The following is a 26047-nucleotide window of genomic DNA, read 5'->3' as shown; positions in this document are numbered from 1 at the left end:
CAAAAAAAGATGATAATAATCTTTACTAGAGGCCTGTTTTACAAACTAAACCAAAACAACTTATAAACTTAGCGTTAGCCAATTGGTTTCTGGCTAGGCAAAAGTTTACTAACAAATTATTAACAACCGCATTAATTTAAGTATTTATATTGTTGCGGTCAAAATCAGATTATAATCAACAACTTTTTTACCTGTATTTAACATTAATTTTGTTCTGAGGAGGACATTCGTATGAGTATGAGAGCCAACACTTGCCCGTGTTGCGGTGGTTCCCTACTGCGTCATGTCCGTCACGGTGAATTGTATTGGTTTTGCCTTTCTTGCCGACAAGAAGTACCACTGTTAATGGTTAATCGTTTAGCTAACGTGGATACTCGCAATACAGGAATTTTATCTCAACCAAAGATTAATTCTTAGGCTTGTAATTAAGTCATCAACTAATCCAAACACACGGACGGAAGTAAGTTTTTCCAAATAAAGTGAACTAGTAAAAACGATGATTTTTATTGGTTCACTTATTTTTGAGGTTGAGATTCATCTCACATCCTCAATGCTCTGGGAAGCTCTACCTGATAAAATCGGGTGGAGCTACTTAAGTAATATTAAAGTGTTAGCAGCTTTACTCTATGGTCAGGAAAATTTACGGTTAGAGCAAGTAGCTGACCCCACACCCGCAGCTGGTGAAATAGTAATTGCGGTGGGAGCAGCGACAACTTGTGGCACAGATTTAAAGGTTTGGCGGCGTGGTGGTCACGCCAAGATGCTAAAACCACCAACTTTATTTGGTCATGAAGCCGCAGGCGAAATTGTGGCTGTGGGTGCTGGTGTGACAAATTGGCGTGTAGGAGATCGCGTCGTTGCCAATAATTCTGCACCGTGCATGAAATGTTTTTTTTGTCAACGAAAAGAGTATTCTTTATGCCCAAATTTGACTTGGAATAATGGCACATTTGCCGAGTATTTAAAAATTCCTGCACCGATAGTCCAGCATAATTTATTGCGTGTTCCTGATGCGTTGCCTTTTGAACTAGCCGCAATGACGGAACCGTTAGCTTGTGTACTGCATGGAGTAGCTCGTTCTTGTATTCAGCCTCAAGATAAAGTAGTCGTGTTAGGCGATGGGGCAATTGGCTTAATGTTTGTCGCCGCCTTAGCTGATAGTGTGGAAGTATTGCTGTGGGGAGGAAACAACCACAGGCTAGAAATTGGGCAAAAACTCGGTGCAGCTAAAACCTTTAACTATCATCAAACTCCAGATATTCCTGGTGTAGTCAAAGAATTAACTCAAGGCTGGGGTGCTGATGTAGTCATAGAAGCGACAGGTATACCTAGTGTATGGGAAAGTGCGATCGCTTGCGCGCGTCCGGGGGCAACAGTTAACTTATTTGGTGGTTGTCCACGAGATACGACAATTACCGTAAATACCGAACAACTGCACTATAGTGAACTAACTTTAAAAGGTGTTTTTCATAATACTCCTGAATATGTGCGATCGGCATTAGCACTAATCGCCACTCGCAAAATACCCTTTGAATTACTCATTAGTGAAAAGCGGCCTTTAAAAGATTTAGAAGAAGTATTTTGTGATATGAAAGCACGGAGAGTAATTAAAGTAGCATTAAATCCCTAAATTTGGAAAATTTATATTTATATTTACGCACAAATATTAGTTTTTGAAGTTGGGTGTGAGAGAGTAAAAGTAAGTATTTTCCACCCACCTCAAATTTGTTGTCTTCAAAAGTTAGGTATAATATTTATACTTACTCGGCGGAAAATATTGTCATTAGTATTTCTGGTTTGTTCTGCTTGAAGGTTAATTTATGAGAGCCTACTGTACAAATCCTCACTGCCGTTATCCAGAAAACGATATTCCTGAGGAATTCCGCCAAACCAAAGGTCAACAAAGGTATTGCGCTAACTGCGGAATGCGACTAATTTTGAAGAGTCGCTACTTACCTTTAGAGCCAATAGGTAGTGGAGGATTTAGCAGAACTTTTCGCGCATGGGATTGTAATTTAGAGCATGAGTGTTTAATCAAACAGTTACGACCAAAAAATCTTTCTCACAGTGCGTGGTCAGATGCACAATTGGAATATGTCCAAAACGCGTTTAAAAGAGAAGCCCAAACTTTACGTAATTTAAATCATCCGCAAATACCTAGATTGTGGGATTTTTTTGAGCTTGCTGCTCCACCTCAAGAAGAATATCATGAACCAGAAAATGCCGGCATATTATTTTATTTAGTCCAAGATTATATAGAAGGACAAAATCTTCGGCAACTTAAAAATGAGAAATGGTCGGAAGCAGAAATTATCAAACTTTTGCAGCAGCTTTTACCAGTACTAGATTATATTCATAATCTTCAACCTGTGATGTTAATTCACAGAGATATTAAACCAGAGAACATCATTTTTGGAAAAAATCAAAGGTTTTATTTAATTGATTTTGGTGCTGTCAAACAAGCAATCGCAGGAATACCAGCAGAACAATCTATTGCCATCTCAACACCGGGTTATGCTTCACCAGAGCAAAGAGCAGGTTTAGCTGTATCTGCATCTTCAGATTTATATGCGTTAGCGGCAACTTGTGTTTGTTTATTAACATTACAACCTACCGAAAATTTACGTCTTGGAGATATATGGAGTTGGCGAAAATACGTTGATGTCAGTGACCAATTGGCAACAATTTTAGATACGATGTTGTCATTTGAAATTAATCATCGTTTCCAGTCTGCACGTCAAGTAATTGAGGTTTTAGATAACCAAAGAATATCTGCACCAACACCGCTACCGGAACCTTTAACATCTGTGCAAATCCCCAATACACCCATAGCAACACCTCCAGAAACTCAATCTCAAACGCCATCACTTGCACCAGTAAAACCTTCACTATTAGGAAAAAAATTGCTCTTAGGAGGGTTAGGTTCTGTCATTTTATTGGGGTTGGGTATTTGGCAGTATTTACATACTATTACTCCTGCTTTGCCTCCACTTTGTATTGATGATTCTCGCTTTAGTTGTGGAGAGAAACGTTTCATTCCTCTTCCCTTAGGTCTACAAGACAATCCTTACATTCAAAAAGGAATAACAGCTTTTCAAAATAAAGATTTTTCTCTAGCAATTTCCAGCTTTGAAGATTATCTTAAGAAGGTGAAAAAGAATGATCCGGAAATTCGGATCTATTTAAATAATGCGATAGCTGCTAAAAGTAATCAATTTTACAAAATCACAGTGTGTGTTCCCATAGGCAATGAGAATCCCTTGGCTGAAGAAATTTTGCGGGGAGTGGCTATTGTTCAAGATGATTTAAATACCAACCCCAGCAAACTGATAAATAAGAAGATGTTACTGGTGCAAATTTGTAACGATGAACAAAAAACTATGATCGCTCAACAAGTTGCCAAACAAATTGTTGAACAAGATAAACAAACTCTAGGTGTTATCGGTCATAACTCTAGCATTTTGGTACTAGAAGCAGGCCAAATTTATAGCAATACAAAATATGGTGATGAAAGAATAGTAAGTATTTCTCCGACTAGTACAGCGGTTAGAGGAACTAAGTTTCATGGTGGTGATACTTTTAAGCTTAATTTTAATCTAGACAAATTTGTTTTTCGGGTGTCACCAAGTGACGATGATATATCCAAATCTTTAGTAAATTATATTCGGAAAAAACAGGGTAATAAAATAGCAATTTTTCTGAATAAAGAAGAGCCTTATAGTACATCATTTAGTCAACAGTTTAAAAAAAATCTTGGTAAAGCAGGAGAAATAGTCAACGAATGTGATTTATCTAATCCATTAAAGGATGTATCTCCATGCTTACAATCAGCTAAAAAAAGTCAGGCTAATTTTATTTTATTAACAATGAGTGATGATATTTTAGATAAGGAGATTAATAGGATATTACAAGGCAGCGGAGATGCAGTTATCTTAGGAGGAGATACATCTTATGTAGATAGTGCCCAAATTACTCAAATTAAATACGGTAAGATGGTCGTTGCGATTCCCTGGCACAGAAGTAGTAATAATCCGTTTTCTCTAGAAAAACAATCTCAAAAAATTTGGGGAACTACAAAAATTAGCTATGCAACGGCGATGGCCTATGATGCAACCCAAGCACTTGTAGAAGGGTTAAAGAGGAGTGGCGTTAATCCAACGCGCAAACGTGTATATGAAGAACTAAATCAGCCTGATTTTTCCGTCAAAGGTGCTAAAACAGAAGTGCAATTTAATGAAAATCATGACCGCCGAGTTGATGAGAGTAATATAAAAGATTTAGTTGTTTTAGTTTCACCTAAAGATGGCGCATTTCAGGTAATTAAATAAATGTTATTTCAGACAAATTTTTATTAAGCGATCGCCCGCGTCTAGTGTAAATGCGATAATAGCTTTCAAAAGCGGCATAAGTAATTATAAAATAGGGTACTTTGCCAAAAAGTAAAGTACCCGAATAAAAATGAAAACAAGATTAACTAGTTGTACACAAGATTTTGAATTTCATGTTGGAGATTAGCTCTAGCAGCTGGTTCAGCAAATTCCCACATTAAAGGTGTAAAATAAATATACCGACGCTGCAAAAGTTTTTTGAGAAATTGTGTACGACTTTGAATATAATCTGCCTCTGATACCCAGGCATATTCTTGCCGGATAGAGTCAGTATATTCTTTGTACTGTCCTGGATTAGCAGCTAATATGGCTAAATCTGCATCTAACAATACGTAGGTATCTTCATCATTAACAGTTGCTTGGTGATGTTTGGTATCAAGAATTAAACGAGTGATTGTGGCGATCGCACTTTGTGGCAAACTTAAATCACTCAATAATTCACAAGCATAATCCGCACTTTTTTCTTCATTATCTTCAGCTTGATTATCGTATACTACATCATGAAACCAAGCTGCTAGTTGCACAGCCGATAAGTTGCGAGTATAGCCTTGCAAAACATCGACGGTGTTGAGGACGTGCTCAACATGTTGCAGTGTATGGTAATGACGCTCAGGCGTGGAGTAAGCTGCAACTAACTTAACAAAAGCTTGTTCAGCAGCTAATTTATCAACGGCAAAAGTTTGCAGTGTCTTTTGCCAACGGCTCAATAAAGTATTTAATGTATCTGTGGGATAGTTTAATTGCATAAATATCACGCTCAGGCGCAAAGAGTAAATAAGTAATTGAAAAGACTAAGATAAGATTGCTGCATCTACATTTTGCCAATTCTCATGAATGGTATTTCTAGCTTACCCAACTACATCAATGGTCAGTGGTTGACATCGAATGCAACAGAATATTTAGATGTAATCAACCCAACTACAGCCGCCATTCTAGCGCGTGTACCTTTATCACCAGCCTCAGAGGTACATCAAGCCGCAGAAGCAGCCGCAGTAGCCTTTGAAAGTTGGCGACGCACTCCCGCTACAGAACGAGTGCAGTATCTATTTAAACTTAAAAATCTGCTAGAAGAAAATTTTGCGGACTTGGCACGTACCATTACCCAAGAGTGTGGCAAAACTTTAGCTGAGTCGCAAGGTGAAATGCGTCGCGCCATTGAGAATGTGGAAATTGCTTGTGGTATCCCGATGATGATGCAGGGAACAAATCTAGAAGATATAGCCAGAGGTATTGATGAAATTATGATTCGTCAACCTTTGGGAGTGGTGGCGGTGATATGTCCGTTTAATTTTCCGGGGATGATTCCTTTTTGGTTTTTACCTTATGCGATCGCTACTGGCAATACCTACATTGTCAAACCATCCGAAAAAGTACCACTGACAATGCAAAAAATCTTTAAATTAATCGAAAAAACTGGCTTACCCAAAGGTGTAATTAACTTAGTTAACGGTGCAAAGGCCGCTGTAGATGCAATTTTAGATCATCCTCAAATCAAAGCAATTAGTTTTGTTGGTTCTACACCCGTAGCTAAATATATATACAGTCGGGGTGCAGCCAATGGCAAACGGATGCAGTGTCAAGGCGGGGCAAAAAACCCCATCATTGTCTTGCCAGATGCAGATATGGAAATGACCACCAAAATTGCGGCGGATAGTGCCTTTGGCTGTGCCGGACAACGTTGTTTAGCTGCTGCCATTGCCGTTACCGTGGGAGAAGCCAGGGCAAGATTTACCGAAGCCATAGCTGAAATAGCCAAAAAACGTGTAGTAGGTAATGGCTTAGAACAAGGCGTAGAAATGGGGCCTGTCATCACCAGCCAAAGTAAAACACGCATAGAACAATTAATTCAACAAGGCGTAGCAGCAGGCGCAGAATTATTAGTTGATGGGCGAAACCCGCAAATTACTGGTTATGAACAAGGTAATTTTATCCGGCCGACGATTTTACAAAATGTCAGTCCTACAGGGGAAATAGCCCGCACCGAAATTTTTGGCCCAGTCTTAAGTTTGATTCACTTAGATAGTATTGACGAAGCGATCGCCTTAGTCAATAGTGGTCAATATGGCAACATGGCTTGTTTGTTTACCAGCAGTGGTGCAGCCGCGCGTAAATTTCGCTACGAAGCCGAAGCCGGAAACATCGGGATTAATATTGGTGTCGCCGCCCCGATGGCATTCTTCCCCTTCAGTGGCTGGAAAGATAGCTTCTTTGGTGATTTACACGGACAAGGTAATCATGCAGTCGAATTTTTTACTCAAACCAAGGTAGTTGTAGAACGTTGGCCGAATAATTGGTCACGTCAATTTTAAATTACTCAATGGCTGAAACCTATGAACACAGGCAAAAATCGACAATTTCGCTTGGCATCTCGACCAGTTGGCGATATCACACCTAATAATTTTGAATATCGAGAAGAACCAATACCAAGCCCTAGCGATGGGGAAGTTTTGGTACGGAATATCTATCTTTCATTAGATCCTACCAATCGGATTTGGATGAGCGATCGCCCTCAATATATGCCGCCTGTAGCCATTGGTCAAGTCATGCGCGGCGGTGGTATTGGTGTAGTAGAAGAATCAAAACATCCCAATTTTCACCCAGGAGACTTAGTTTCTGGACTACTTGGCTGGCAAGATTATGCTCTAGCATTGGGTAACACTGGTAATGGTATTTCCAAACTACCATCACCTTTACCCTGTCCACTGACTGCATTTGTTGGGCCTTTAGGTGCTACAGGTATTACCGCTTATTGTGGATTTTTAGATATCGGACAACCTCAAGCTGGCGAAACTGTAGTTGTTTCAGCCGCCGCCGGAGCCGTGGGTTCTGTTGTCGGACAAATTGCCAAAATTAAAAATTGTCGTGTAGTGGGAATAACTAGTTCAGATGAAAAATGCCGTTGGTTATTAGAAGAACTCGGCTTTGATGATGCAATTAATTATAAAACCGCCAATTTAGAAACAGCATTAGCTCAATCATGTCCTGATGGCATTGATATCTATTTTGATAATGTTGGTGGGGCAATTTTAGATGCTGTGCTAACCAAAATTAACTTGCACGCGCGGATTCCTCTGTGTGGATTGATTTCAGCTTATAATGCCACCGAACCCGTGCCTGGCCCCTACAACTATAGCCAAATTTTAATGCAGCGAGCCAAAATTCAAGGATTTATTATTCTTGATTATTTGCCCAGATTTCCTGAAGCGATGCAAGAGCTTGGACAATGGCTAAACCAAGGCAAAATTAAGTACAAACTAGAGATTGTCGAAGGTTTAGAAAATGCACCATCAGCTATTCTCAAACTATTTGATGGTAACAAAATAGGCAAACTAGCTGTGAAAGTTGCTGACGAACCAGTTTAGGCACTTAACCTCAATAAATGCGTCACCACTAATCATCATTAGCGCTCAACATCAACAGAAAAACATGACCAAAGGAATTATTGCTAAAACATTGCTCGCTTCATTTGGTTTTTTGACTTTATTTACTCCCAGCCAAGCATCTGCTCAACTCATACCCCAGCCTTGGGTTTCAGTTGGGAGCAACGAGGGCGATATTACTTACGCAGTGGGCGCAAGAGCCTTAAATTTAGGTGTGGAAGTAGGCAGTGGCCCAGACGGTTCGACTGGGGTAGATGTGTTGAAATTTATCAACTTACCAGTTATTTCTCCTTATGTAGGCTTAGGATTATATTCTGAAGATAAAGGTTTGGCTGTTTCTGGGGGAATTCAAGTAGGGGCGACCAAAAATGTTTTTGTCGGCGGAGGCTATAATTCGGTGCGCGGGGTTAACGGTCAAATAGGCATTAGATTTTAATTTGTTATCCAGCAGTTATCACCAATTTATAATGACGTTTATATCCCTGAATTTGAGAAATATCAGGGATATTTTTGTATAAATGTTTGGACAAAATCATTCAAAAGAAATATAGCTAAAGGCTGAGAAGTGTCTAGCTATAAAATAATAAATCCTGTAAAAGTGAAATAGTAGAAATATCCAGTAGAAAACTCAGAAAATTTTCTGCTAAAAGTATATTTTTAGCTGTTTACAAATAAACTTGCAGGATTAACGCACCATGACACAAGATGTCTTTGATTTACCATCGCCACCAGCAAATTCTATCGTGGGACATTTACTTGACCTCGGACAAGATCCATTAGCTTTTCTCACTGCTTGCCGTGATTATGGTGATATTGTTCCCTTACGTTTAGGATTAACACCTGTTTGTGTAGTGACAAATCCTGATTATATTGAAGCAGTCCTCAAAGACCGCGAAAATTTTATTAAAAGCCGCGGCTTTCGTGTCTTAAAAACTTTGCTGGGTGAAGGATTATTAACAGCAGAAGGTGACACATGGTTTCATCAGCGTCGTTTAGCTCAACCTGTTTTTCACCAAAAGCGAATTAGCGGCTATGGCGAAATTATGGTGGAATACACCAACCGGATGTTACAAAACTGGCAAGATGGTGAAGTTCACGACATCCATGCAGATATGATGCGTCTGACTCTAGAGATTGTCATGAAGTGTATTTTTAACACTGATGTCAATGCAGGTGAAGCTAAAGTGGTAGCTGACGCTCTAGATATAACTATGCACTGGTTTGAGAGCAAGCGAAGACAGAATTTTTTAGTTTGGGAATGGTTTCCTCGACCAGAAAATGTTCGCTATCGTCAAGCTATTGCCGAAATGGATGCAGCCATTTATCAATTAATCAACGAGCGACGCAAAAATAATACAGAAACTCATGATTTACTCTTCATGCTTATGAATGCTGAGGATGAAGAAACCCATGAGCGAATGAATGATAAGCAACTGCGCGATGAAGTTGCAACTCTCATGCTGGCTGGTCATGAAACTACAGCTAATACTTTATCTTGGACATGGATGCTTTTATCGCAACATCCTGAAGTCAGAGAGAAATTACAAGCAGAGTTAGAGCAAGTCTTACAAGGAAAATTACCAACAGTAGAAGACTTACGCCGCTTAACTTACACTCAACAAATCATTAAAGAGTCGATGCGGTTATATCCGCCTGTGTCGCTTTTAGGAAGAGAAGTTGCACACGATACCAAAATTGGCGAATACGAAGTGCCCCAAGGTACAACAATGATGATTAGTCAATGGGTGATGCATCGTCATCCAAAATATTTTGAACAGCCGGAGGCCTTTCAACCAGAACGCTGGACAGAAGAACTTGAAAAGCAATTGCCAAGAGGTGTGTATATTCCCTTTGGTGATGGGCCGCGGATTTGTATTGGGAAGGGTTTTGCTCAAATGGAAGCGGCTTTATTATTGGCGACAATTGCCCAAAAATTCCAAATCGATGTCGTGCCAGGTTTTTCCATCGTGCCACAACCTTCAATCACTCTGCGTCCAGAATATGGCATCAAGGTGACACTCCAGCAAATTGCTCAACAACTATCTTCGCCTGAGCCAGAAAAACAAGTTCTGCCACAATAAAAGTAGAGACTTAGCATTGCTAAGTCTCTATAAAAGTAATTAAATGCGTCTGTGGTTATTTGCGAAAAATCTCTGCAAAAAATTGCCGCATATCTAGCCAAGAACGTTGTTGACATACCTCCTCGTCCTGAAGGAACGAGGATTCCTTGACACTTCGCGCTTGTTGCGCCACAGGTGGTCTTACCATTCCTCCATGTCCGTTTAAAGTCTCCCAATGCCCTATGGGGACTATACTTATTTTACCAGAAAGCCGTCGTAGAACGACGGGGCTTGTACCCCATTTTTTTGATCAGCGATGGAATTATATAATGCTCCTTTTAGCTGACCTTTATTTTCTGGGTTAGTAAAGCCATGTACTGCACCACCAAAAGAATACAACTTATGGCAGTTGCTGAAAAAATGATGACAAAACTAATAAACATAGACACTCCGGGACTTTCAACCCTGTTTTCTGTTAGATACATTCGGTTATTTCGGCATTTTGGCAAGGCTAAAAAGCCAGCGCGATCGCTAAATTAGAAGATATATCATAGATATTTAACACCATGAGTGCAGTCACTATTCCTCAAAATCCCTTGCTCAAAGGTACTGGCTTACCGCCCTTTACGGAGGTTAGAGCAGAACAAGTTATCCCAGCTTTCGAGCAGTTATTAACAGAACTGGATGAGCAACTGACTACTTTAGAAGCGAATGTCCAGCCAACTTGGAGTGGTTTAGTTGAACCGTTAGAAAAACTCACCGAACGTCTAAATTGGAGTTGGGGCATAGTCAGTCATCTCATGGGAGTGAAGAATAGCCCCGAGCTGCGCGAAGCTTATGAAACTGTCCAACCTCAAGTTATTCAGTTCAGCAATAAACTTGGTCAAAGCCAAATTATCTACAATGCTTTTAAAGAACTGCGGGCTAGTGATACCTGGTCAACTTTAGAACCAGCCCAAAAACGCATTGTCGAAGCTGCCATCCGCGATGCAGAATTATCCGGTGTGGGCTTATCAGGTGAAGCCCGCGATCGCTATAATGCTATTCAAATGGAGTTGGCAGAATTATCGACCAAATTTTCTAATCATGTATTAGATGCTACTAAAGCTTTTAGTTTAACTTTGACAACCAAAGCAGAAGTTGACGGTTTACCCCAAAGTTTACTCAGCCTAGCAGCCCAAGCTGCCCGTGCAGCTGGTGAAGAAAACGCCACCCCCGAAAATGGCCCTTGGCGCATCACCTTAGATTTCCCGAGTTACGGCCCCTTCATGCAGCACAGCACCCGCCGCGACTTGCGTGAACAGCTTTACAAAGCCTTTATCACCCGTGCTTCTTCTGGTGAGTTAGATAATAATCCTTTAATTGCCCGAATTTTAGAACTGCGGTTAGAACTAGCGAATTTGTTAGGCTACAAAAATTTTGCCGAGTTAAGCCTTGCTAGTAAAATGGCTCCCAATGTTGCAGCCGTAGAAGCACTGTTAGAAGAACTGCGCAGTGCCAGTTATGATGCTGCTGTCAAAGAGTTAGCCGAACTCAAAGCTTTTGCTGCTGCTAAAGGCGCGCCAGAAGCCGCAGATTTACAACACTGGGATATTAGCTTTTGGGCAGAACGCCAACGAGAAGCAAAATTCTCCTTTACAACTGAAGAATTACGTCCTTATTTCCCCTTACCCCAAGTTTTAGACGGTTTATTTGGACTAGTTAAGCGGCTGTTTGGTGTCACTGTCACCCCTGCCGATGGCCAAGCCCCAGTATGGCATGAAGATGTAAGATATTTTCAAATCGCTGACGACACAGGTAAACCCATCGCCTATTTTTACCTCGATCCTTACAGCCGTCCTGCGGAAAAGCGCGGTGGTGCTTGGATGGATGTATGCATCAACCGAGGCAAGATTCATGATCATGGTGCTACATCTGTTAGATTACCTGTAGCTTATTTGGTATGTAACCAAACTCCACCCATAGATGGTAAGCCTAGCTTAATGACCTTCTATGAAGTAGAGACATTATTCCACGAATTTGGTCATGGCTTACATCATATGCTCACCAAGGTTGATTACACTAGTGCCGCAGGTATCAACAATGTCGAGTGGGATGCGGTAGAACTGCCCAGCCAATTCATGGAAAACTGGTGCTATGAACGCCCAACTTTATTTGGTATGGCCAAGCATTACGAAACTGGCGAACCATTACCAGAGCATTATTACCAAAAACTGTTAGCAGCACGCAATTATATGAGTGGTAGTGCTACACTGCGGCAAATTCACTTTAGCAGTGTGGATATCGAACTGCACGATCGCTATCGTCCTGGTGGTGATGAAACTCCCGCCCAGGTGCGTCAGCGTATCGCCAAGACAACAACAGTTTTACCACCCCTGAGCGAAGATTCTTTCTTGTGTGCCTTTGGGCATATTTTTGAAGGTGGTTACGCCGCAGGTTACTACAGTTACAAGTGGGCTGAGGTTCTGAGTGCTGATGCTTTTGCTGCTTTTGAAGAAGCTGGTTTAGATGACGAAGAAGCTGTTCAAGCCACAGGTAGACGCTACCGCGATACCGTACTGGCACTTGGTGGTAGCAAACACCCAATGGAAATCTTCAAAGCCTTCCGTGGTAGGGAACCTAGTACAGTTTCGTTGTTGCGGCACAATGGTTTGCTCAACACAGCCGCTTAATCAAGACTGGGTTGAGGAGTGTATGTATCCAAAACCTCCCACCCTTGCTACCTAAGTCAAATAAAAGTATAAAAGCCTCCTGAGTATTCCAGGGAGGCTTTTATTGTAAATATACGTAAGTACAGTATCATTATTTACTAACATTTGTAATAGCGATCGCTCATCTATCAACACACTTTAAGTACAAATTAGCTTACCTCAAAATGCTATTTAAATAGCAAAAACTTTGTCAATACTAAATATTAACTTTGTGAGTAATTACGCTATATTACATACTTACGATAGCAGTCTGCAATGAAACGTGAACCAATTCACTTCCTATTCTCTACACCCTATTCCCTAACTTCTTGAGGAATTTATAAATCAAATAGGATGGCTATATTACTATTTTACAATTAATTTTAACTGTTACTGATAAATTAAAAATTTGCATCAGCAGTGTTATTCTCTACTTGTTTCTGGGAAACCTGAGCTTAGTGGTAATTGTAGGTTTAAGCTGGCTAAAAGGTATGTTAAATGATCCGAGTGTTGCACAGATAATACTGCCAAATAAATATTTTGATAGCAGCCTAATTGATGGCTTCACCTTAAGAGTGAACTAAATAAATTTGAATTAATCGAGAGGATAAAATGCTAAAGGTCATTCTTGGTCATAGTGATGATCCTGATACTCAAGGAGCTATTGAAGAAGTTTTAGATAGATGCGTTAGTGAGCTAAGTAATATTCCAGAAGCAAAACCAAAAGCTGGTATCGTATTTGCAGCGATTGATTTTGATCATGCTCTGATGCTCAAAGAAATTCAGCAAGCATTTCCCGAAATTGACTTAATTGGTTGCACTACAGATGGTGAAATGTCTTCAATATTAGAGTTTCAGCAAGATTCTTTAACACTAATGCTTTTCTGCTCTGACAATGTAGATATTTATGCAGGGGTAGGATACGGAGTCCAAGAAAATCCCTTAGCCGCAGCGCAGCAAGCAGTACAACAAGCTACAAACAAGTGCAAAACCCCAGCAAAATTATGTGTCACCTTACCTGCTAGTTATTTAGCAGATGGTTCGACAACTAATGGTGAGTTAGTTTTGGTAGGCTTGAAATCGGCTTTAGGTTCGCAGATACCAATTTTAGGAGGCGCGGCGGGAGATCAATTTAGGTTTCAAACTGCTTATCAATTTTTCGGTAACGAAGTTTTTACAGATGCGTTGCCAATTTTAATTTTTTCGGGCGATATTTTGTTTTCTTATGGGACTGGTTGTGGTTGGACACCTATCGGACGCAAGAGTATTGTTACGAAATCCCACGGAACTGTGGTGGAAGAAATTGATGGAGTCTCAGCCCTACAATTTTATCAGCGATATTTAGGCGATCGCCAACCAACCGCAGAAAATCCTCTAGCAGTCTACGAAGGAGATAGCGATCGTTATTATATGCGAGTTCCTAATACTTGCGCGTCCAATGGCAGCATTAATTTTCTGGGAAGTGTGCCGGAACAAACCACAATTCAGATGACAGATTTTAACCGTGATGAAGTGCTTGATGCTGTTAAAACTTCACTTCAGACAGCCTTAGCAAACTATCCCGGTAAAGAACCAGAAGCTATTTTGCTGTTTTCTTGTTGTTGTCGGCGTTGGCTGTTAGGCACAAGAGCCAAAGAAGAATATCAAATTATTCAACAAGAACTGAAAACAAAAATTCCTCAAGAAATTCCGATTTGTGGATTTTATACCTACGGCGAATTTTCTCCTATCCAACCCCAAGGTTCAACTTATTATCACCAAGAAACATTTGTGACTTTGCTCATAGGCACAAAATAAAGGGCTATGCAAGATATAGACTACGAGGGCAGACTCAAAGAATTAGAAAAAACCGTTCGGGTTTTGCAAAAAAAATTAGATCGTTCTGAGGCAGATCGCCGACAATTAGAGAATGCTAGTGAAGTCAGAGAAGCAGTTCTCAAAAATGTCATTCGAGAATTGGAAGCATCACAAATAGCTTTAGAAAATCGCGGTAAAGAACTAGAAACTATTTTGGGGAATCTCAAAACTTTACAAATCAAACTTGTAGAATCTGAAAAAATGTCTGCTCTCGGAGTTTTAGTTGCGGGAATTGCTCACGAAATTAATAATCCTGTGAGTTTTATTTACGGTAACTTGAGTTATGCCCACAATTATTTTCAAGATGTACTCGACTTAGTAGCAATTTATCAACAGTATTATCCTCAACCAGTCAGTGCTATCCAAAAAAAAATCACAGAAATGGATCTGGAATTTATCCAAGAAGATTCAAAAAAGCTATTTCAATCTATGATGTGTGGGGCAGAACGTATCTGTGAAATTGTTAAATCACTACGAACATTTTCTCGCCTTGATGAAGCCGAGTTTAAAACTGTTGATATTCATCATGGTATTGATAGCACTTTAGTAATTTTAAATAACCGTCTGAAGCCATCCGCCAGTAACGCTCAGGGTATTCAAATCATCCGTAATTATGGAAATTTACCCTTAATTGAATGTTACGCAGGGCAACTGAATCAAGTATTTATGAACATATTAGCAAATGCCATTGACGCTTTAGATGAGGCAGTTATTCACAAAAAATGTATTAAAGAGTTATTTACTCCCCAAATTGCCATCGCTACAAAAGTCATTAATTCTCATTGGATAGAAATTAGCATTGCTGATAATGGTTTAGGAATTGCCGAGCCAGTACAAGCAAAATTATTCGATCCCTTCTTTACCACCAAAGATATTGGCAAAGGTACAGGTTTAGGTTTATCTATTAGTTATAAAATTATTGTTGAATTGCATGGAGGAAAACTAGAATGCTATTCAACACCAGATAAAGGCGCAAAATTTATTATTCAAATTCCAATTCAACAATCTCAATCTTCAATTAAGACAGAAAACCCAGAAGATTATCAAAGTAAAAATATCTAACTCCGTTCTTCAGAACGGAGCTTATCAACTAAGATTTACTGGGCTGAACTAGAATTTTCTCTTTTTTCCCTAAACTCACGCAATGTTTGAATTAGCTTTGGATTAGCTTCTTGAGAGGATGACAGTTGATTTCTATTAATCCTTGTAGATAAAGGTTTGCTAGTTGTTTCAGGTGTTGGTATTGGCTGAATTTCACTAGATGTTGGTTTCAACAGTGGTATTAGTTTCGCAGGAGGTGATACTGCAGGTGTTGACTGATTATTATTGATGGGATTAGACAATTTTTCAGAGGGCGATGTATTAATGGGGGGAGTTACACCAGCAGTTTTACTACTATCTTGAAAACGCAAATTAAATGGATAGCGGCTAATTTGCTTATTGCCTTTCAAAGATTTAGCATTAAAATATTGTCTGGCTTTTAATTGCAGTGCCGGCGACAGCAATTTGTCTTGGAATTTGATATCCAATACTTTACCATCTGGGTCAACAACTAAAAAACCTAAAACTGTTCCTTCTACGCCTGCTTTACTCACACCAACAGTGTCCCGAATCACAGCTTTTTCTTCGGAATTAGGGTATTGCTGCTGGAGTGCTTTTCTCAGTTCTTCGTAAGATGTAAGCTGAGAAATCTGTGTTGGACTCGGTGCGTTTTTGGGTAATGTGGTTGTTTCTGCTGGTTGTGATTGGACATTAGCAACACTACCAGTAGTAGTTGTGGGATTATTCCTAGTCTCAGAAGTTGAATTAATATTGGCTGCTAAATTTTGATTTTGATTGCCCAACATATCATCAACCTGCGTAGGCTGTGGCGTAATATTGTTGGCAGTTGTCATATTTGGGCTAGAAGCAGGAATAGGAGTATTTGCCAAATCGGTAGGTACTTGCTCTGAAGAAAGTTTTGGTAATCTTTCTACCGGTAGCGGTTGCGGTGCTTGTGCTATTTGCTGGCTATCAAAACTGGGTACTGGTGAAGTAAATTTGGGATTATTAGCTCTAAAACCAGAATTGTCAAAGCGAAAATCTTGTTTGGGAAGTTGAAACGATTGTCTCGAAGGTAAAGAGTAAGTGCGATAGTTATTAGGATTTATAGGTAAGGGTGAGAGTGGTGGTTGCGTATAGCTAGATGGTGGCGGCGGTACAAAAGTACTTTGAGAGTTAAAATCAGTTGATGGTATTTGTGGTTGTAAGGCTAATTGTTGTTGTCCTGGTAATGGTGGCAGTTGTTGTATGCCTACTTGCGGCGAGCCTGGAGTTTGTGGTAAGCGATTTTGATCGGCTTGGCTGATTTCCATCACACCTACCGATTTTGATGCTGCTTTAGATTGACTATTATCTACTGGCATTAAAGGAACAATCAACGCGATCGCACCGTGAATACCAACGGAGGCTATAGCGGCTATTCCAGTCGGCTGGCTTAAAATTTCTGGTATATTTTTTAGTAGGGAGACGTAAGACATAGCTGTTATCGTTCACTCTGCTCAGTTGCTGTTAATTAAGAAGTAAATTTTATCTCGACACCACAAGATGCATCCATTGAAAAATAATAACTTCCTCAACTAGTAATCAAAATTACAAGTAATATTTTTCTGTCCTTGTTCAATCTCTAATTAATGACGTAACTTCGTTTTTTAGGTTGCACGTTCTGGCTATGCTTAAGTGTAGCTTTTAATTGGTTAAATACTATTTTTTTGGTTATTGCTGCCAATCGAACTGAAACTAACAGTATTAATCAGCAAGGTTGATTGCATCGGTCAAAAGATATAGTTATCTTTTCTTGGCAGACTAATAATGTATTAGTTTAACTGCTTTTAGCGCAATCTTTGAGATTTTGTCGATGCCTAGTTGGCTTGCGGGTAAAGTACATACAGTTGACATCCTACCACATCAGTGTGTCGCAAACTGTGACTAAATTTGCTGTTTGTTGCTGATATTTTGCCAAATTAGCCCCCTATAATTTTTGCAGTTTTGCTGGCAACATCTCATACCAAAAAACTTCTCAAACTCACTACCAAATGCCGTTACCTACAGTTATTGTGCCTGGCTATTTAGAAAATGCGATCGCCTACCTTCCCCTAGAAAAATCCCTGACACAATTAGGGTATCCCACAGTCACAGTACCATTACGACGGCGTGACTGGTTGCCTACTGTTGGTGGCAGATCCGTTACCCCAATTTTGCGATTGCTAGACAACACCGTTAAAAATATCTTGCAAGAGCATCAAGCAAACCAAATCAATCTAATTGGACATTCAGCTGGCGGTTGGATTTCCCGGATTTATTTAGGAGAAAAGCCCTATACTGCCCGAGGTGAAGTGAATCCATCAATTTGGAATGCTCACCCATTCGTTGCTACTTTAACTACGCTAGGCACACCCCACATCAGCCAAGAACGTTGGACACGTTGGAATCTTGACTTTGTGACTCATAATTATCCCGGCGCATTTTATCAAAATGTCCGTTACGTCTGTATCGCTGGCAAAACTATCTTGGGAGAACGACGACTAGGAAGTTGGTTTGCATACAGCAGTTATCAGTTAACCTGCGGACAAGGTAACACCTGGGGTGATGGCATTACTCCAATTGTCGCTGCTCATCTGGCAGGCGCAGAGAATTTAATTATCGAAGGCGTAAGACACTCGCCCCGAAGCCCCGGAATTTGGTACGGCTCCCCAGAACCGCTAAATATGTGGCTCAAGTATCTAATTTAAAAATCTTATATTTATTTGATAAAAGTAAAAAATATTTATATTTATTTAGGTAAAATGTAATAAAAATACATATTTAATAAAGAACAGGAGGGGTGAAGTATGCAAACCACCCAGTTTGATAGAATTGTGCGGCGACTCGCAACGATATTATCAGTCGTAATTCTGACCCTGTGCTTGATTTATACCACCACTGGCATTTTGCTGTCTTTTTACTACGAGCCAACAGCGGGTGGTGCTTACAATTCCTTAAAAATGATTAATACTGAAGTGCCTTATGGTTGGTTGTTTTACCGAACCCATGAGATTTCTGGTAATTTGGTAATTGCGATCGCCCTGGTACAGATTGTCGTGATGTTTTTAGGGCGACAATTTAGTAAAAGTTGGCTCGTTGCTTGGATTAGTGGTATTTTTCTCACCCTCAGCGCGATTGCTCTAGATTGGACAGCCATGCTGCTCGACTGGACACAAGAAGGCTACTGGCGTTTCAGCATTGAATTAGGAACCATTGAAGTCATTCCCTTCATTGGTGGGCAGTTGCGAAACATCCTCACAGGTGGCGGAGCAATTAGCAGCTTGACAGTAGAGCATCTTTATGCACTCCACAGTTATTTGATTGCTGGTGCGACTTTAATTTTGGCTGTTACTCATTTACTCGCCTTACTTTGGCAAGAACAAGAAATGTATACAGATCAATTTCCTGAAACTTCACTGGTAGAAAGTTGAGCTAAAGTCGGTACAGGTATTTCTTCCACCTCCGGCAGTTTTTCCACAACCAAGGGGGTGGATTGACTAGCACCAGATAAGCGTTTTAAAAGATTTGGTCTGGGATCGTGCAGTAAATATATAATGCGATCGCCTACTTCCCATTCTTGATTTGCTGGCATCACTTGTAGGCGTTCTTCCCGTTCTAACAAAAGCGGTATCAATGCCCCAGTCCGGATCTTTTCTTGGATGCGCTCTTGTTGAGCCTCAAAATCTACTTCATCTAACGTAGTTGTTCCCAACTTCACCCGTCCATCATTCAGATACTCATTCCAAGTTTTAATAGTTAAGTCATTCACAAAAGCTTGACTTACCGTCTTGTGATTTCCTGAATTACTCGCTTGGGGATCGCGGGGATAAACAGCTAACACACGCGGCGGCTTAAATTCTTCAGCAGCACGTTGCGCCAGAACAAAATTGACCTCACCATTGCTTGTCATCGCTAAAAAAGTTCCCATAGAACTTAGTCCCGCTTCTTCCAAAACTCCAGTATCAAGCGCACTACTAGCGATAACTCTAATATTTTGCTCTGCGGCTTTTTCACAACGTGCTGCATCTGTGTCAATCATCACCACAACTTCGCCCCGTTCTTGAAAGAAGCGCGCAATTAACAAACTCAAGGGATTACAGCCAACAATCACCACACCCGTTGCATCCTTAGATGTAATTTGCAACAACTGAGCAATTCCCCCAGCAGTTAACCCTTGGCACACTACCGTCATAATGATGGTGAGAAATACCAATGCTTTAATCGCGTCACCACCATTGAACCCACGCTGGGTTAGGGAAATGGCGAATAATGAAGCTACAGAAGCCGAAACAATCCCCCTAGGAGCCACCCAGCTTAAAAATAATTTCTGCCGCCAGTTGAGGTCACTGTTCCAAGTGCAAGCCAAAATATTAATTGGGCGCACCACAAACATCAGCACCAAAACAGTTAATACACTCCCCCAACCTAAAGCAAACACACTAGCAATTGATAAATCAGCCGCCAGTAAAATAAACAGGACAGAGACACTGAGAATTGTTAACTGACCTTTAAAGCTACGCAATAAACGTTGTTCTGGAACTGAAGAGTTGGCGAATACGGCTCCGGCTACAACGGTAGTCATTACTCCCGATTCTGTGCGAATAGCCTGCGCCAACGAAAAAAGGCCCCAAAGTATCGCCAAAACCACCAAATTTTTTAACTCAAACGACAGCAAATTGGCGCGTTTAAATACCCAACTCATCAAATAACCGCCTACTGCACCAATCGCTGCACCTACTCCCAAACGCATCAGCAAACCAACAATGGCATTTACCGGATCGGCATCGTTATTCACAATCGTATCCAGCACCACAAAGGCGAGAATAGCTCCCACCGGGTCAATTAACACCCCTTCCCCTTCTAAGAGCGTCGCCACTTGCCGATCTACGTTGATTTGTTTGAGCAAAGGCCCAACCACGGTTGGCCCTGTCACTACCACAATAGAAGCGTAGAGAAAAGCGATATTCCAAGGAAATTCACCCAACCAATGCGCCGCCATACTTCCCCCTAGTAAGGTGATTAACGTTCCTAGGGTGACGAGTAATTGCAGACTCACAGAAACTCTGCCTAACTCGCGTAAATCTAAATTCAGCCCACCTTCAAACAGAATGATAGCCGTCGCTAAAGCCACAATCACTTCTAGTCCTGTGCCTAGTGTATGGGGGTGCAACAAACCCACACCATCAGAACCGAGGAGAATGCCTAAAAATAATAGCAAGACGATGCTCGGTAAGCGCAAATATGCCGCCATTACTTGGGCGCTAATACCTGCTACAACGGCAATCGCCATCTGTAAGGTGATTTCAAGAGATGCTTCCATGTTGTAGATTTTGAGCGATAAATTTCAAAATCTCTTGTAAAGAAATGTAAAGTTTACTTTTCCAGGGTACAACATTACACTCTTTTCCATTGAATTTCGATTTTCTTCTCTACTTGGTTTTGTTTGATACTCTATTGTCCTCTAGTTCCAAAAAAAGTGGTAGTTTGTCAACAAGCATTCTCCCCATTTTCTTCTGGCCCCTGCCCCTGTAACCCTAAATTTCCTCCTGTTTTTGCAATAAAAATTCTTTTTTTGCAAAAGCTGTTGACATCATTCAGAAAATTAGTTAACTTATAAAAGGTTTGATTGCGATGCCCCCATCGTCTAGAGGCCTAGGACACCTCCCTTTCACGGAGGCGACGGGGATTCGAATTCCCCTGGGGGTATTTAACCAAGGCAGCGTCAAACTTAATCTTGGCTAACCTATCAACGGGCAGTCTTATGCCCCCATCGTCTAGAGGCCTAGGACACCTCCCTTTCACGGAGGCGACGGGGATTCGAATTCCCCTGGGGGTACTTTAATTAAATTTTGTTGAATAACAAGCTTTTCTTTCAAGAAGTACTAATCAGAAAAGCTTGTTAGTTTTTAAACTGTTAACTGTTCTACACGCTGATAAATCGCCTGTAGATTTAACTGTAAATCCTTACTCAGACGACGTTCAATAATTGAAATTGGCATTGTCAGCTTCGGCCAAACTTGAATGGTATAACAAAGATTAGTGCCTGTAATCCCATCCCCAGAGTAAGGCTCTAGATGCCAACGCCCACAAAAGCCTTTAAAATCTCCCTCAACCATAGAAAAGCAAATTTCTTTAGGGAAAGATTCTTCTAAGTCCAAGACTACACGCGCACAAAAATTGAAGTTGAGTAAGCGTTGTGAGCCAACTTGTTCGAGTCGAATCCCACCTTGGGGATGTTCCAGTAAACGACTCTTAGCAAGATTAGGGATGAAATCAACTAAGGCCTCATAATCTGTCAAAACTTTCCATATCCGTTCTACAGGATGAGGAATTTGAATTTTAGCGGTAATTTGCCGTTGTCGCTCGGCTATCTTCTCGATTTGGACAGTCACCGGAGGTAAATTAGCTGCATCAACAGCTAAATTGTCTTCTAGGCTTGTGTCGTCGTCACTAACGGCGTTAAAATCAAGGTTCGCTGGGAAATTTTGTTGTTCAGTCACGGTCGGATTTATAATTCGCTTTCTTCAGAAAATTGGGGCAAGGAAAGAGTAAAACAAACTTGGCTGAGTTGGGAATCTGGAATTGGCGTACTTTCAACAGCAATCGCCCCATTCAAATGCTGCACCAGAGACTTAACTAAAGCAAGTCCCAAACCTGTTCCAGGAGTCCATCGCCCACCTTTACCACGACGGAACCTATCAAATATGTAGGTGGCTTCTTCTTCAGAGATGCCCCTGCCTGTATTAGTTACTTTAATGATAACTCGATCCGCCAGTTGCTCAACTCGGTGACAGACTTGCACATGAATCATACTTTCATGCTCTGAGTATGTACAGGCATTTGTGAACAATTCTTGCAGAATGCGGTTAAAACTTTCTAGCTCAGTTTGGATTGTTAAAGAATTTTGGGGTAAATCTAAATCTATACTTAAAGCTTTAGCTGCCAGTTTTGGTTCCAAATTGGCGGCTAATGTTTGAATTCTATTATTTAAATCTATAGTTTCAAGTTGCGGGCGTTCTTGCTGAGACTCTAGTTTCTGGAGTGTCAGCAAATCATTAATTAAATTAATTTCTTTCGTACATTCTTGCTCTAGGATATCCATATATCTGGCTTGGCGGTCTGCGGTGATTCCTGGCAATCGCAAGTTTTTGATTGACATTTGCATATTTGTCAATGGATAACGTAAGCGATCGCTCATATTGCTTAAAAATTCATCTTTAAGTTGGTTGAGTTCTCGCAGTTGCTGGACATACTGCCGTGTTTTTTCGTGCAATTTAGCTTGCAACTCCAAACTGCTTTGAAGTTTTGCTGTTCGTTCATCCACCAAAGTCTGGACTTGGCGCAGTGTTTGTGACTGAATAATGGCATTACTTATTTGAGCGCATACCATTTCTACTAAATTCAACTCTGCTGTTTGCCAATTTCGGGCTGTTGCTTGTTGTAAGACAATAAACCCTAAGATTCTGCCTTGGTTTTCCAAGGGTACTAATAACACCGCAGGTAACTCATCAATCGCAAACAAAGCAGTGGGTGTTAAAGTATCTTGAAGTTCTCTATAATCATCAATAATTACAGGTCTGCCTGAATCTGAGAATATACGTTGGCACAAACCACAATCCGAAAGCAAAAATGATTGAGTTTCCGACTCGCTGTTGCTATAACCTTGAGTCTTTTTACTCCACTCGGCAACTACATTAGCCTTAGCTTTGGGAATTGTTCTTCTAGCTTGAGTTCTAAATAAAGGATCTGTGTATTTGAGTAATATTAATAAGCCTCTGTCTGCCTGTAAAGATTCGGCAGTTGAGGAAATAGCTAACTTGAGCATTTGATTTAACTCTAAGTTGCTACGACTCAATATAGTTAATTGCTGAATTAAACTTTGATATTGACCATTTTTTTGGAGATGCATCTGTTGTGCAGCAATCAGATGCAATTGGTTCACCTGCGAAAAAGCGATCGCACAAGCAGATTCAACTAATTTTAATAATTGTTTTTCTGAGTCACTCCAATCATAGGATTGGAATTTGATCAGATTAATTACACCGTTATTTTGACCTAAAAACCGAGTTGGGATGGCTAAAACTGCTTTGATTGGTAATGGCAGTTGTTGACCTCCAACTATCAAACTATTGCGAATCGTAGAAATGTCGTCAATTGTGAATGGTTCTGCAGCACATTGCAATACGGGCAAATCCATTAATAAACTTTCTGTTGAGAACATTTCACTGGAGTGTGGCATCCCCAGATACTCATCAGCGCACCAATGTACAGCAGTTGCTTCAGCAGATGCTTCGCTGGAAACTGTAACTAAACAACAGCAATCAACTTTGAAAGCATTTCCTAGCAAGCGAGCAATTTCTTGCAGCATCAAAGTTGTTGCTGAACTATTGGCGATGATGTGGTTAATTTTTTGTACCAACTGGAGAGTTGATTCTTTCTGATGCTGCATCAGCTTGACTGGGTATGATTGTAGTCGCTCTAGGTCATCCGGATACTGTCGCGGCAATGATAAATGCTTTTTCATCCCTGGCACGCTCTTGGATAATGACCCCATATTATATGCACCCAATTTCTTGGCATATGATCCACCGTTAGTTATGTCTCTGCACCCCAATACGTGGTAAATCTTTGATTAAAGACTTTATCTCACCTGTTATAGCCCCTTTTCTTGGCAAATGAACAAGTTACTTGTATATAAGAATACTTTATATATAGGTATAAAAAGATCCAAAATATACTCAGGTTCTGCCTCCAGGTGATCTTGGGCTTTTTTGCAGGTCTATTCTTACTAACATGGGCCTAGGATAGCTTGTCTGTAACTATACATAAACCGTAATTTCTCTGGAATTCAGACAATTAGTCTAAAGATAAGAACCGCGTTAATACTTAAAATATATAAAGTTTAGTAATATTTATTGCTTGTAAAAAATCATTAATTTAAGTACATTTATCTGAATTTTGCCAAAAATTTAAATTTCATTATGACAGAGCTTCAGGAAAAATTCTGATAGTAGAGAGATTCTCTCCGTAAAGACTTGGTAAAGGATGATGTCAGGCATAGATTTTGCAAAAGGCTGAGATAGTAGTACTGAGAGAAGATTCTTTCCGTTATAGCAACTATTATCAGATTCCCCAATGATTAGATGCAATTTATGTGGCTGTTTGCAGGGTTGAATACCATAAATATGAAGCAATTTTAATGACGATTAGCTTACCAAATATTAAGAAAAACTCATCAACTCGGAAGTTTTATTTTTGTTCTGTTTACTTTGCCTTAACTTATAAATTAATTCAATAAAATTCATTTATATCATAAAAAAACAAAATAATAACAGCAGCCTAGTTACTGTAAGCAATAACTAAGCTGCTTTCAGTAGCATTAAAAACTAACCAGCCAAACTTTCGATACTGAGAGGAACCATATCGCCATTTCTTGTTAATCCTAATAACATAGGTTGTTGAGGCTGAATTAATTGACCTGTGAGTACACAACGTTCTTCCTGTTGAGCAGTTGCAGCTATACTAGCTCGAATGTCGGCTCGTGAAAATCGCGGTTTCCACTCCCCAGATTTTTGTTGGACATAATTCCAAAGAATATCGCGGATTAGAGCTTGATAGCCCTGATTGCCAGCTATTTCTTTGAGTTTATCCTTAAGTTCTCGCTCCAGACGAATGCTGGTAACTTCCATATCGGTAGTTGGGGTGCGAGTAATCGTATGCATGACTTTTTCTCCTTATGGGTATGGACAGGATAGTAATACAAGTGTAGTATGTTTAAAGGAATGTTCAATAGGTGAAATTTTCTGTGAAATCCCTCTATCCCATCTCTACTTCCTTGCGTGCTACCAACTGTCCATCCAGTTGGGAATCGGCCGCTGTGGGAGTGGAGTATTTATTTATGGGTAATGGTAGCCGAATTAATGGGCTAATCAAAGAGGATAAATATGATTTTGATTTTAGATATCTCGGCATAGGCGTGCTGCACGCGCAACCACAACTGAACCAAAGAAGCGGGAGGTACAGACAAAAGCATACTGTACCGATATAAAACCAGAAAAGTTTTTGGTAAATTTCTAACCCCCGCTTCACCCAACTAAGAAGCGGGGGTTTTTTTATAAGGAGTGAAACTGTGAAGAGCGTTTTGGCTGAACAGTTTTGGACAAATGTGCAAGCAAACCTGGAATAGCAGGAGAGCATAAGGAATGCTGAAATTAACTTACACCGAAAGGAGCTTTTGTTTAGAGTGTATTCCTCAGTCACTAGAGGAGTGGGTAGCACAGCGAGTAATTTTCGCTATGCGAGTTGGACAAAATCTGTGTGTTGAACCGAGTACTGCTTCCTTTTTGCTACCTGTTGATCTGCCAGGGGTAGAAGCACTTAAGGCGGAGGTAAAACGAGACGATCGCGAAGTCATAGCCTTATGTGTCTGCGATAGTGAATATGTGGAAGTGACGCTACAGGGTTCTTGGTTATCGAATGGTGCTGAAGATGCTGTAGGCGTATTCATTACCACAATGAGCGATCGCACCGAGTTCTTTCTGCAAAAACTGTGGCAAGAAGCTCAAGCTTGTGCATCTGTAAAGTATGAAGTGTGAAGTATGAAGTATGAA

Annotated in this window: 21 protein-coding genes and 2 tRNA genes; 16 read left to right on the top strand and 7 right to left on the bottom strand. The window is 40.4% G+C overall.

Translation table 11 applies throughout. The features are described from left to right. The first annotated feature begins 231 nt into the window (after nucleotides 1-231). The 3 genes from H6G69_RS20095 to H6G69_RS20085 all read left to right on the top strand — a co-directional run bounded on the left by H6G69_RS20095 (nucleotide 232) and on the right by H6G69_RS20085 (nucleotide 4328). Nucleotides 232-417: a hypothetical protein gene (locus H6G69_RS20095; protein WP_190690891.1), complete on the top strand. Its 186-nt coding sequence runs from the start codon at nucleotides 232-234 to the stop codon at nucleotides 415-417. Between the two features lie 190 nt (nucleotides 418-607). Continuing rightward, nucleotides 608-1630 carry an alcohol dehydrogenase catalytic domain-containing protein gene (locus H6G69_RS20090; RefSeq protein WP_190690931.1) on the top strand — a complete coding sequence of 341 codons (1023 nt, stop codon included), beginning with the start codon at nucleotides 608-610 and terminating at the stop codon, nucleotides 1628-1630. 190 nt (nucleotides 1631-1820) lie between these two features. After that, on the top strand, nucleotides 1821-4328 hold the full coding sequence (locus H6G69_RS20085) for a bifunctional serine/threonine-protein kinase/ABC transporter substrate-binding protein (RefSeq protein ID WP_190690890.1): 2508 nt from the start codon (nucleotides 1821-1823) through the stop codon (nucleotides 4326-4328). Between the two features lie 146 nt (nucleotides 4329-4474). On the opposite strand, the gene H6G69_RS20080 is transcribed toward H6G69_RS20085, so the two are convergent. Continuing rightward, on the bottom strand, nucleotides 4475-5134 hold the full coding sequence (locus H6G69_RS20080; RefSeq protein ID WP_190690889.1) for a hypothetical protein: 660 nt from the start codon (nucleotides 5132-5134) through the stop codon (nucleotides 4475-4477). Nucleotides 5135-5218: 84 nt separating this feature from the next. Between H6G69_RS20080 and H6G69_RS20075 the strand changes: the two genes are divergently transcribed. The 4 genes from H6G69_RS20075 to H6G69_RS20060 all read left to right on the top strand — a co-directional run bounded on the left by H6G69_RS20075 (nucleotide 5219) and on the right by H6G69_RS20060 (nucleotide 9849). Continuing rightward, a complete protein-coding gene (locus H6G69_RS20075; RefSeq protein ID WP_190690888.1) occupies nucleotides 5219-6697 on the top strand; it encodes a CoA-acylating methylmalonate-semialdehyde dehydrogenase in 1479 nt (492 codons plus the stop codon). Between the two features lie 21 nt (nucleotides 6698-6718). After that, on the top strand, nucleotides 6719-7750 hold the full coding sequence (locus H6G69_RS20070; protein ID WP_190690887.1) for an NADP-dependent oxidoreductase: 1032 nt from the start codon (nucleotides 6719-6721) through the stop codon (nucleotides 7748-7750). 64 nt (nucleotides 7751-7814) lie between these two features. Continuing rightward, nucleotides 7815-8204 carry a hypothetical protein gene (locus H6G69_RS20065; protein WP_190690886.1) on the top strand — a complete coding sequence of 130 codons (390 nt, stop codon included), beginning with the start codon at nucleotides 7815-7817 and terminating at the stop codon, nucleotides 8202-8204. Nucleotides 8205-8463: 259 nt separating this feature from the next. Continuing rightward, the gene (locus H6G69_RS20060) at nucleotides 8464-9849 is read left to right on the top strand and encodes a cytochrome P450 (protein WP_190690885.1); all 1386 of its coding nucleotides are present in this window, start codon (nucleotides 8464-8466) and stop codon (nucleotides 9847-9849) included. Between the two features lie 55 nt (nucleotides 9850-9904). Here the strand turns inward: H6G69_RS20060 and H6G69_RS34435 are convergent, their stop codons facing one another. Beyond that, nucleotides 9905-10036, bottom strand: coding sequence for a hypothetical protein (locus H6G69_RS34435; RefSeq protein ID WP_277883425.1), 132 nt, complete (start codon nucleotides 10034-10036; stop codon nucleotides 9905-9907). Between the two features lie 358 nt (nucleotides 10037-10394). On the opposite strand from H6G69_RS34435, the gene H6G69_RS20055 reads away from it, so the two are divergent. The 3 genes from H6G69_RS20055 to H6G69_RS20045 all read left to right on the top strand — a co-directional run bounded on the left by H6G69_RS20055 (nucleotide 10395) and on the right by H6G69_RS20045 (nucleotide 15437). Then, nucleotides 10395-12500, top strand: a complete 2106-nt coding sequence (locus tag H6G69_RS20055) for a M3 family metallopeptidase (RefSeq protein ID WP_190690884.1) — start codon at nucleotides 10395-10397, stop codon at nucleotides 12498-12500. A 630-nt stretch (nucleotides 12501-13130) separates the two neighbouring features. Continuing rightward, a complete protein-coding gene (locus H6G69_RS20050; protein ID WP_190690883.1) occupies nucleotides 13131-14315 on the top strand; it encodes an FIST signal transduction protein in 1185 nt (394 codons plus the stop codon). Between the two features lie 6 nt (nucleotides 14316-14321). Beyond that, on the top strand, nucleotides 14322-15437 hold the full coding sequence (locus H6G69_RS20045; RefSeq protein WP_190690882.1) for a sensor histidine kinase: 1116 nt from the start codon (nucleotides 14322-14324) through the stop codon (nucleotides 15435-15437). A 35-nt stretch (nucleotides 15438-15472) separates the two neighbouring features. Here the strand turns inward: H6G69_RS20045 and H6G69_RS20040 are convergent, their stop codons facing one another. Continuing rightward, nucleotides 15473-16894, bottom strand: a complete 1422-nt coding sequence (locus tag H6G69_RS20040; RefSeq protein ID WP_190690881.1) for a hypothetical protein — start codon at nucleotides 16892-16894, stop codon at nucleotides 15473-15475. Nucleotides 16895-17449: 555 nt separating this feature from the next. Between H6G69_RS20040 and H6G69_RS20035 the strand changes: the two genes are divergently transcribed. Beyond that, a complete protein-coding gene (locus H6G69_RS20035; RefSeq protein ID WP_190690880.1) occupies nucleotides 17450-18145 on the top strand; it encodes a triacylglycerol lipase in 696 nt (231 codons plus the stop codon). Nucleotides 18146-18244: 99 nt separating this feature from the next. Continuing rightward, nucleotides 18245-18868 (top strand): cytochrome b N-terminal domain-containing protein, encoded by a 624-nt coding sequence (locus tag H6G69_RS20030; RefSeq protein WP_190690879.1) that lies wholly within the window; start codon nucleotides 18245-18247, stop codon nucleotides 18866-18868. Here H6G69_RS20030 and H6G69_RS20025 read toward each other — a convergent pair. Then, nucleotides 18835-20757 (bottom strand): sodium:proton antiporter, encoded by a 1923-nt coding sequence (locus H6G69_RS20025; RefSeq protein WP_190690878.1) that lies wholly within the window; start codon nucleotides 20755-20757, stop codon nucleotides 18835-18837. The two genes, H6G69_RS20030 and H6G69_RS20025, sit on opposite strands and share 34 nt — an antisense overlap. 313 nt (nucleotides 20758-21070) lie before the next feature. Here H6G69_RS20025 and H6G69_RS20020 point away from each other — a divergent pair. Together H6G69_RS20020 and H6G69_RS20015 are read left to right on the top strand one after the other, a co-directional pair. Then, nucleotides 21071-21143, top strand: a tRNA-Glu gene (locus H6G69_RS20020). Between the two features lie 57 nt (nucleotides 21144-21200). Beyond that, a tRNA-Glu gene (locus tag H6G69_RS20015) sits at nucleotides 21201-21273 on the top strand. 70 nt (nucleotides 21274-21343) lie between these two features. Here the strand turns inward: H6G69_RS20015 and H6G69_RS20010 are convergent. From H6G69_RS20010 to H6G69_RS20000, 3 genes are all read right to left on the bottom strand, one after another. Continuing rightward, nucleotides 21344-21937, bottom strand: a complete 594-nt coding sequence (locus tag H6G69_RS20010) for an SRPBCC family protein (protein WP_190690877.1) — start codon at nucleotides 21935-21937, stop codon at nucleotides 21344-21346. An 8-nt stretch (nucleotides 21938-21945) separates the two neighbouring features. Continuing rightward, nucleotides 21946-23991 carry a GAF domain-containing sensor histidine kinase gene (locus H6G69_RS20005; RefSeq protein WP_242072121.1) on the bottom strand — a complete coding sequence of 682 codons (2046 nt, stop codon included), beginning with the start codon at nucleotides 23989-23991 and terminating at the stop codon, nucleotides 21946-21948. An 832-nt stretch (nucleotides 23992-24823) separates the two neighbouring features. Beyond that, the gene (locus H6G69_RS20000) at nucleotides 24824-25159 is read right to left on the bottom strand and encodes a hypothetical protein (protein ID WP_190690876.1); all 336 of its coding nucleotides are present in this window, start codon (nucleotides 25157-25159) and stop codon (nucleotides 24824-24826) included. A 71-nt stretch (nucleotides 25160-25230) separates the two neighbouring features. Here H6G69_RS20000 and H6G69_RS19995 point away from each other — a divergent pair, with 71 nt between their 5' ends. Beyond that, nucleotides 25231-25485: a hypothetical protein gene (locus H6G69_RS19995; protein WP_190690875.1), complete on the top strand. Its 255-nt coding sequence runs from the start codon at nucleotides 25231-25233 to the stop codon at nucleotides 25483-25485. 154 nt (nucleotides 25486-25639) lie between these two features. Then, on the top strand, nucleotides 25640-26032 hold the full coding sequence (locus tag H6G69_RS19990) for an alr0857 family protein (protein WP_190690874.1): 393 nt from the start codon (nucleotides 25640-25642) through the stop codon (nucleotides 26030-26032). Nucleotides 26033-26047: the final 15 nt, after the last annotated feature.

This window comes from Nostoc sp. FACHB-110 (genome assembly GCF_014697425.1).
In the GTDB taxonomy this organism is placed as follows: Bacteria; Cyanobacteriota; Cyanobacteriia; order Cyanobacteriales; family Nostocaceae; genus Nostoc_B.
This window is presented reverse-complemented; position numbering and strand designations above follow the sequence as displayed.

Coding starts and splice junctions, on each gene's coding strand:
- H6G69_RS20070 (WP_190690887.1), top strand. CDS start 6,719: ATGAACACAGGCAAAAATCGACAATTTCGCTTGGCATCTCGACCAGTT.
- H6G69_RS20060 (WP_190690885.1), top strand. CDS start 8,464: ATGACACAAGATGTCTTTGATTTACCATCGCCACCAGCAAATTCTATC.
- H6G69_RS20040 (WP_190690881.1), bottom strand. CDS start 16,894: ATGTCTTACGTCTCCCTACTAAAAAATATACCAGAAATTTTAAGCCAG.
- H6G69_RS20030 (WP_190690879.1), top strand. CDS start 18,245: ATGCAAACCACCCAGTTTGATAGAATTGTGCGGCGACTCGCAACGATA.
- H6G69_RS34435 (WP_277883425.1), bottom strand. CDS start 10,036: ATGGTAAGACCACCTGTGGCGCAACAAGCGCGAAGTGTCAAGGAATCC.
- H6G69_RS20025 (WP_190690878.1), bottom strand. CDS start 20,757: ATGGAAGCATCTCTTGAAATCACCTTACAGATGGCGATTGCCGTTGTA.
- H6G69_RS20065 (WP_190690886.1), top strand. CDS start 7,815: ATGACCAAAGGAATTATTGCTAAAACATTGCTCGCTTCATTTGGTTTT.
- H6G69_RS20035 (WP_190690880.1), top strand. CDS start 17,450: ATGCCGTTACCTACAGTTATTGTGCCTGGCTATTTAGAAAATGCGATC.
- H6G69_RS20080 (WP_190690889.1), bottom strand. CDS start 5,134: ATGCAATTAAACTATCCCACAGATACATTAAATACTTTATTGAGCCGT.
- H6G69_RS20050 (WP_190690883.1), top strand. CDS start 13,131: ATGCTAAAGGTCATTCTTGGTCATAGTGATGATCCTGATACTCAAGGA.
- H6G69_RS20000 (WP_190690876.1), bottom strand. CDS start 25,159: ATGCATACGATTACTCGCACCCCAACTACCGATATGGAAGTTACCAGC.
- H6G69_RS19990 (WP_190690874.1), top strand. CDS start 25,640: ATGCTGAAATTAACTTACACCGAAAGGAGCTTTTGTTTAGAGTGTATT.
- H6G69_RS20045 (WP_190690882.1), top strand. CDS start 14,322: ATGCAAGATATAGACTACGAGGGCAGACTCAAAGAATTAGAAAAAACC.
- H6G69_RS20095 (WP_190690891.1), top strand. CDS start 232: ATGAGTATGAGAGCCAACACTTGCCCGTGTTGCGGTGGTTCCCTACTG.
- H6G69_RS20075 (WP_190690888.1), top strand. CDS start 5,219: ATGAATGGTATTTCTAGCTTACCCAACTACATCAATGGTCAGTGGTTG.
- H6G69_RS20005 (WP_242072121.1), bottom strand. CDS start 23,991: ATGGGGTCATTATCCAAGAGCGTGCCAGGGATGAAAAAGCATTTATCA.
- H6G69_RS20085 (WP_190690890.1), top strand. CDS start 1,821: ATGAGAGCCTACTGTACAAATCCTCACTGCCGTTATCCAGAAAACGAT.
- H6G69_RS20055 (WP_190690884.1), top strand. CDS start 10,395: ATGAGTGCAGTCACTATTCCTCAAAATCCCTTGCTCAAAGGTACTGGC.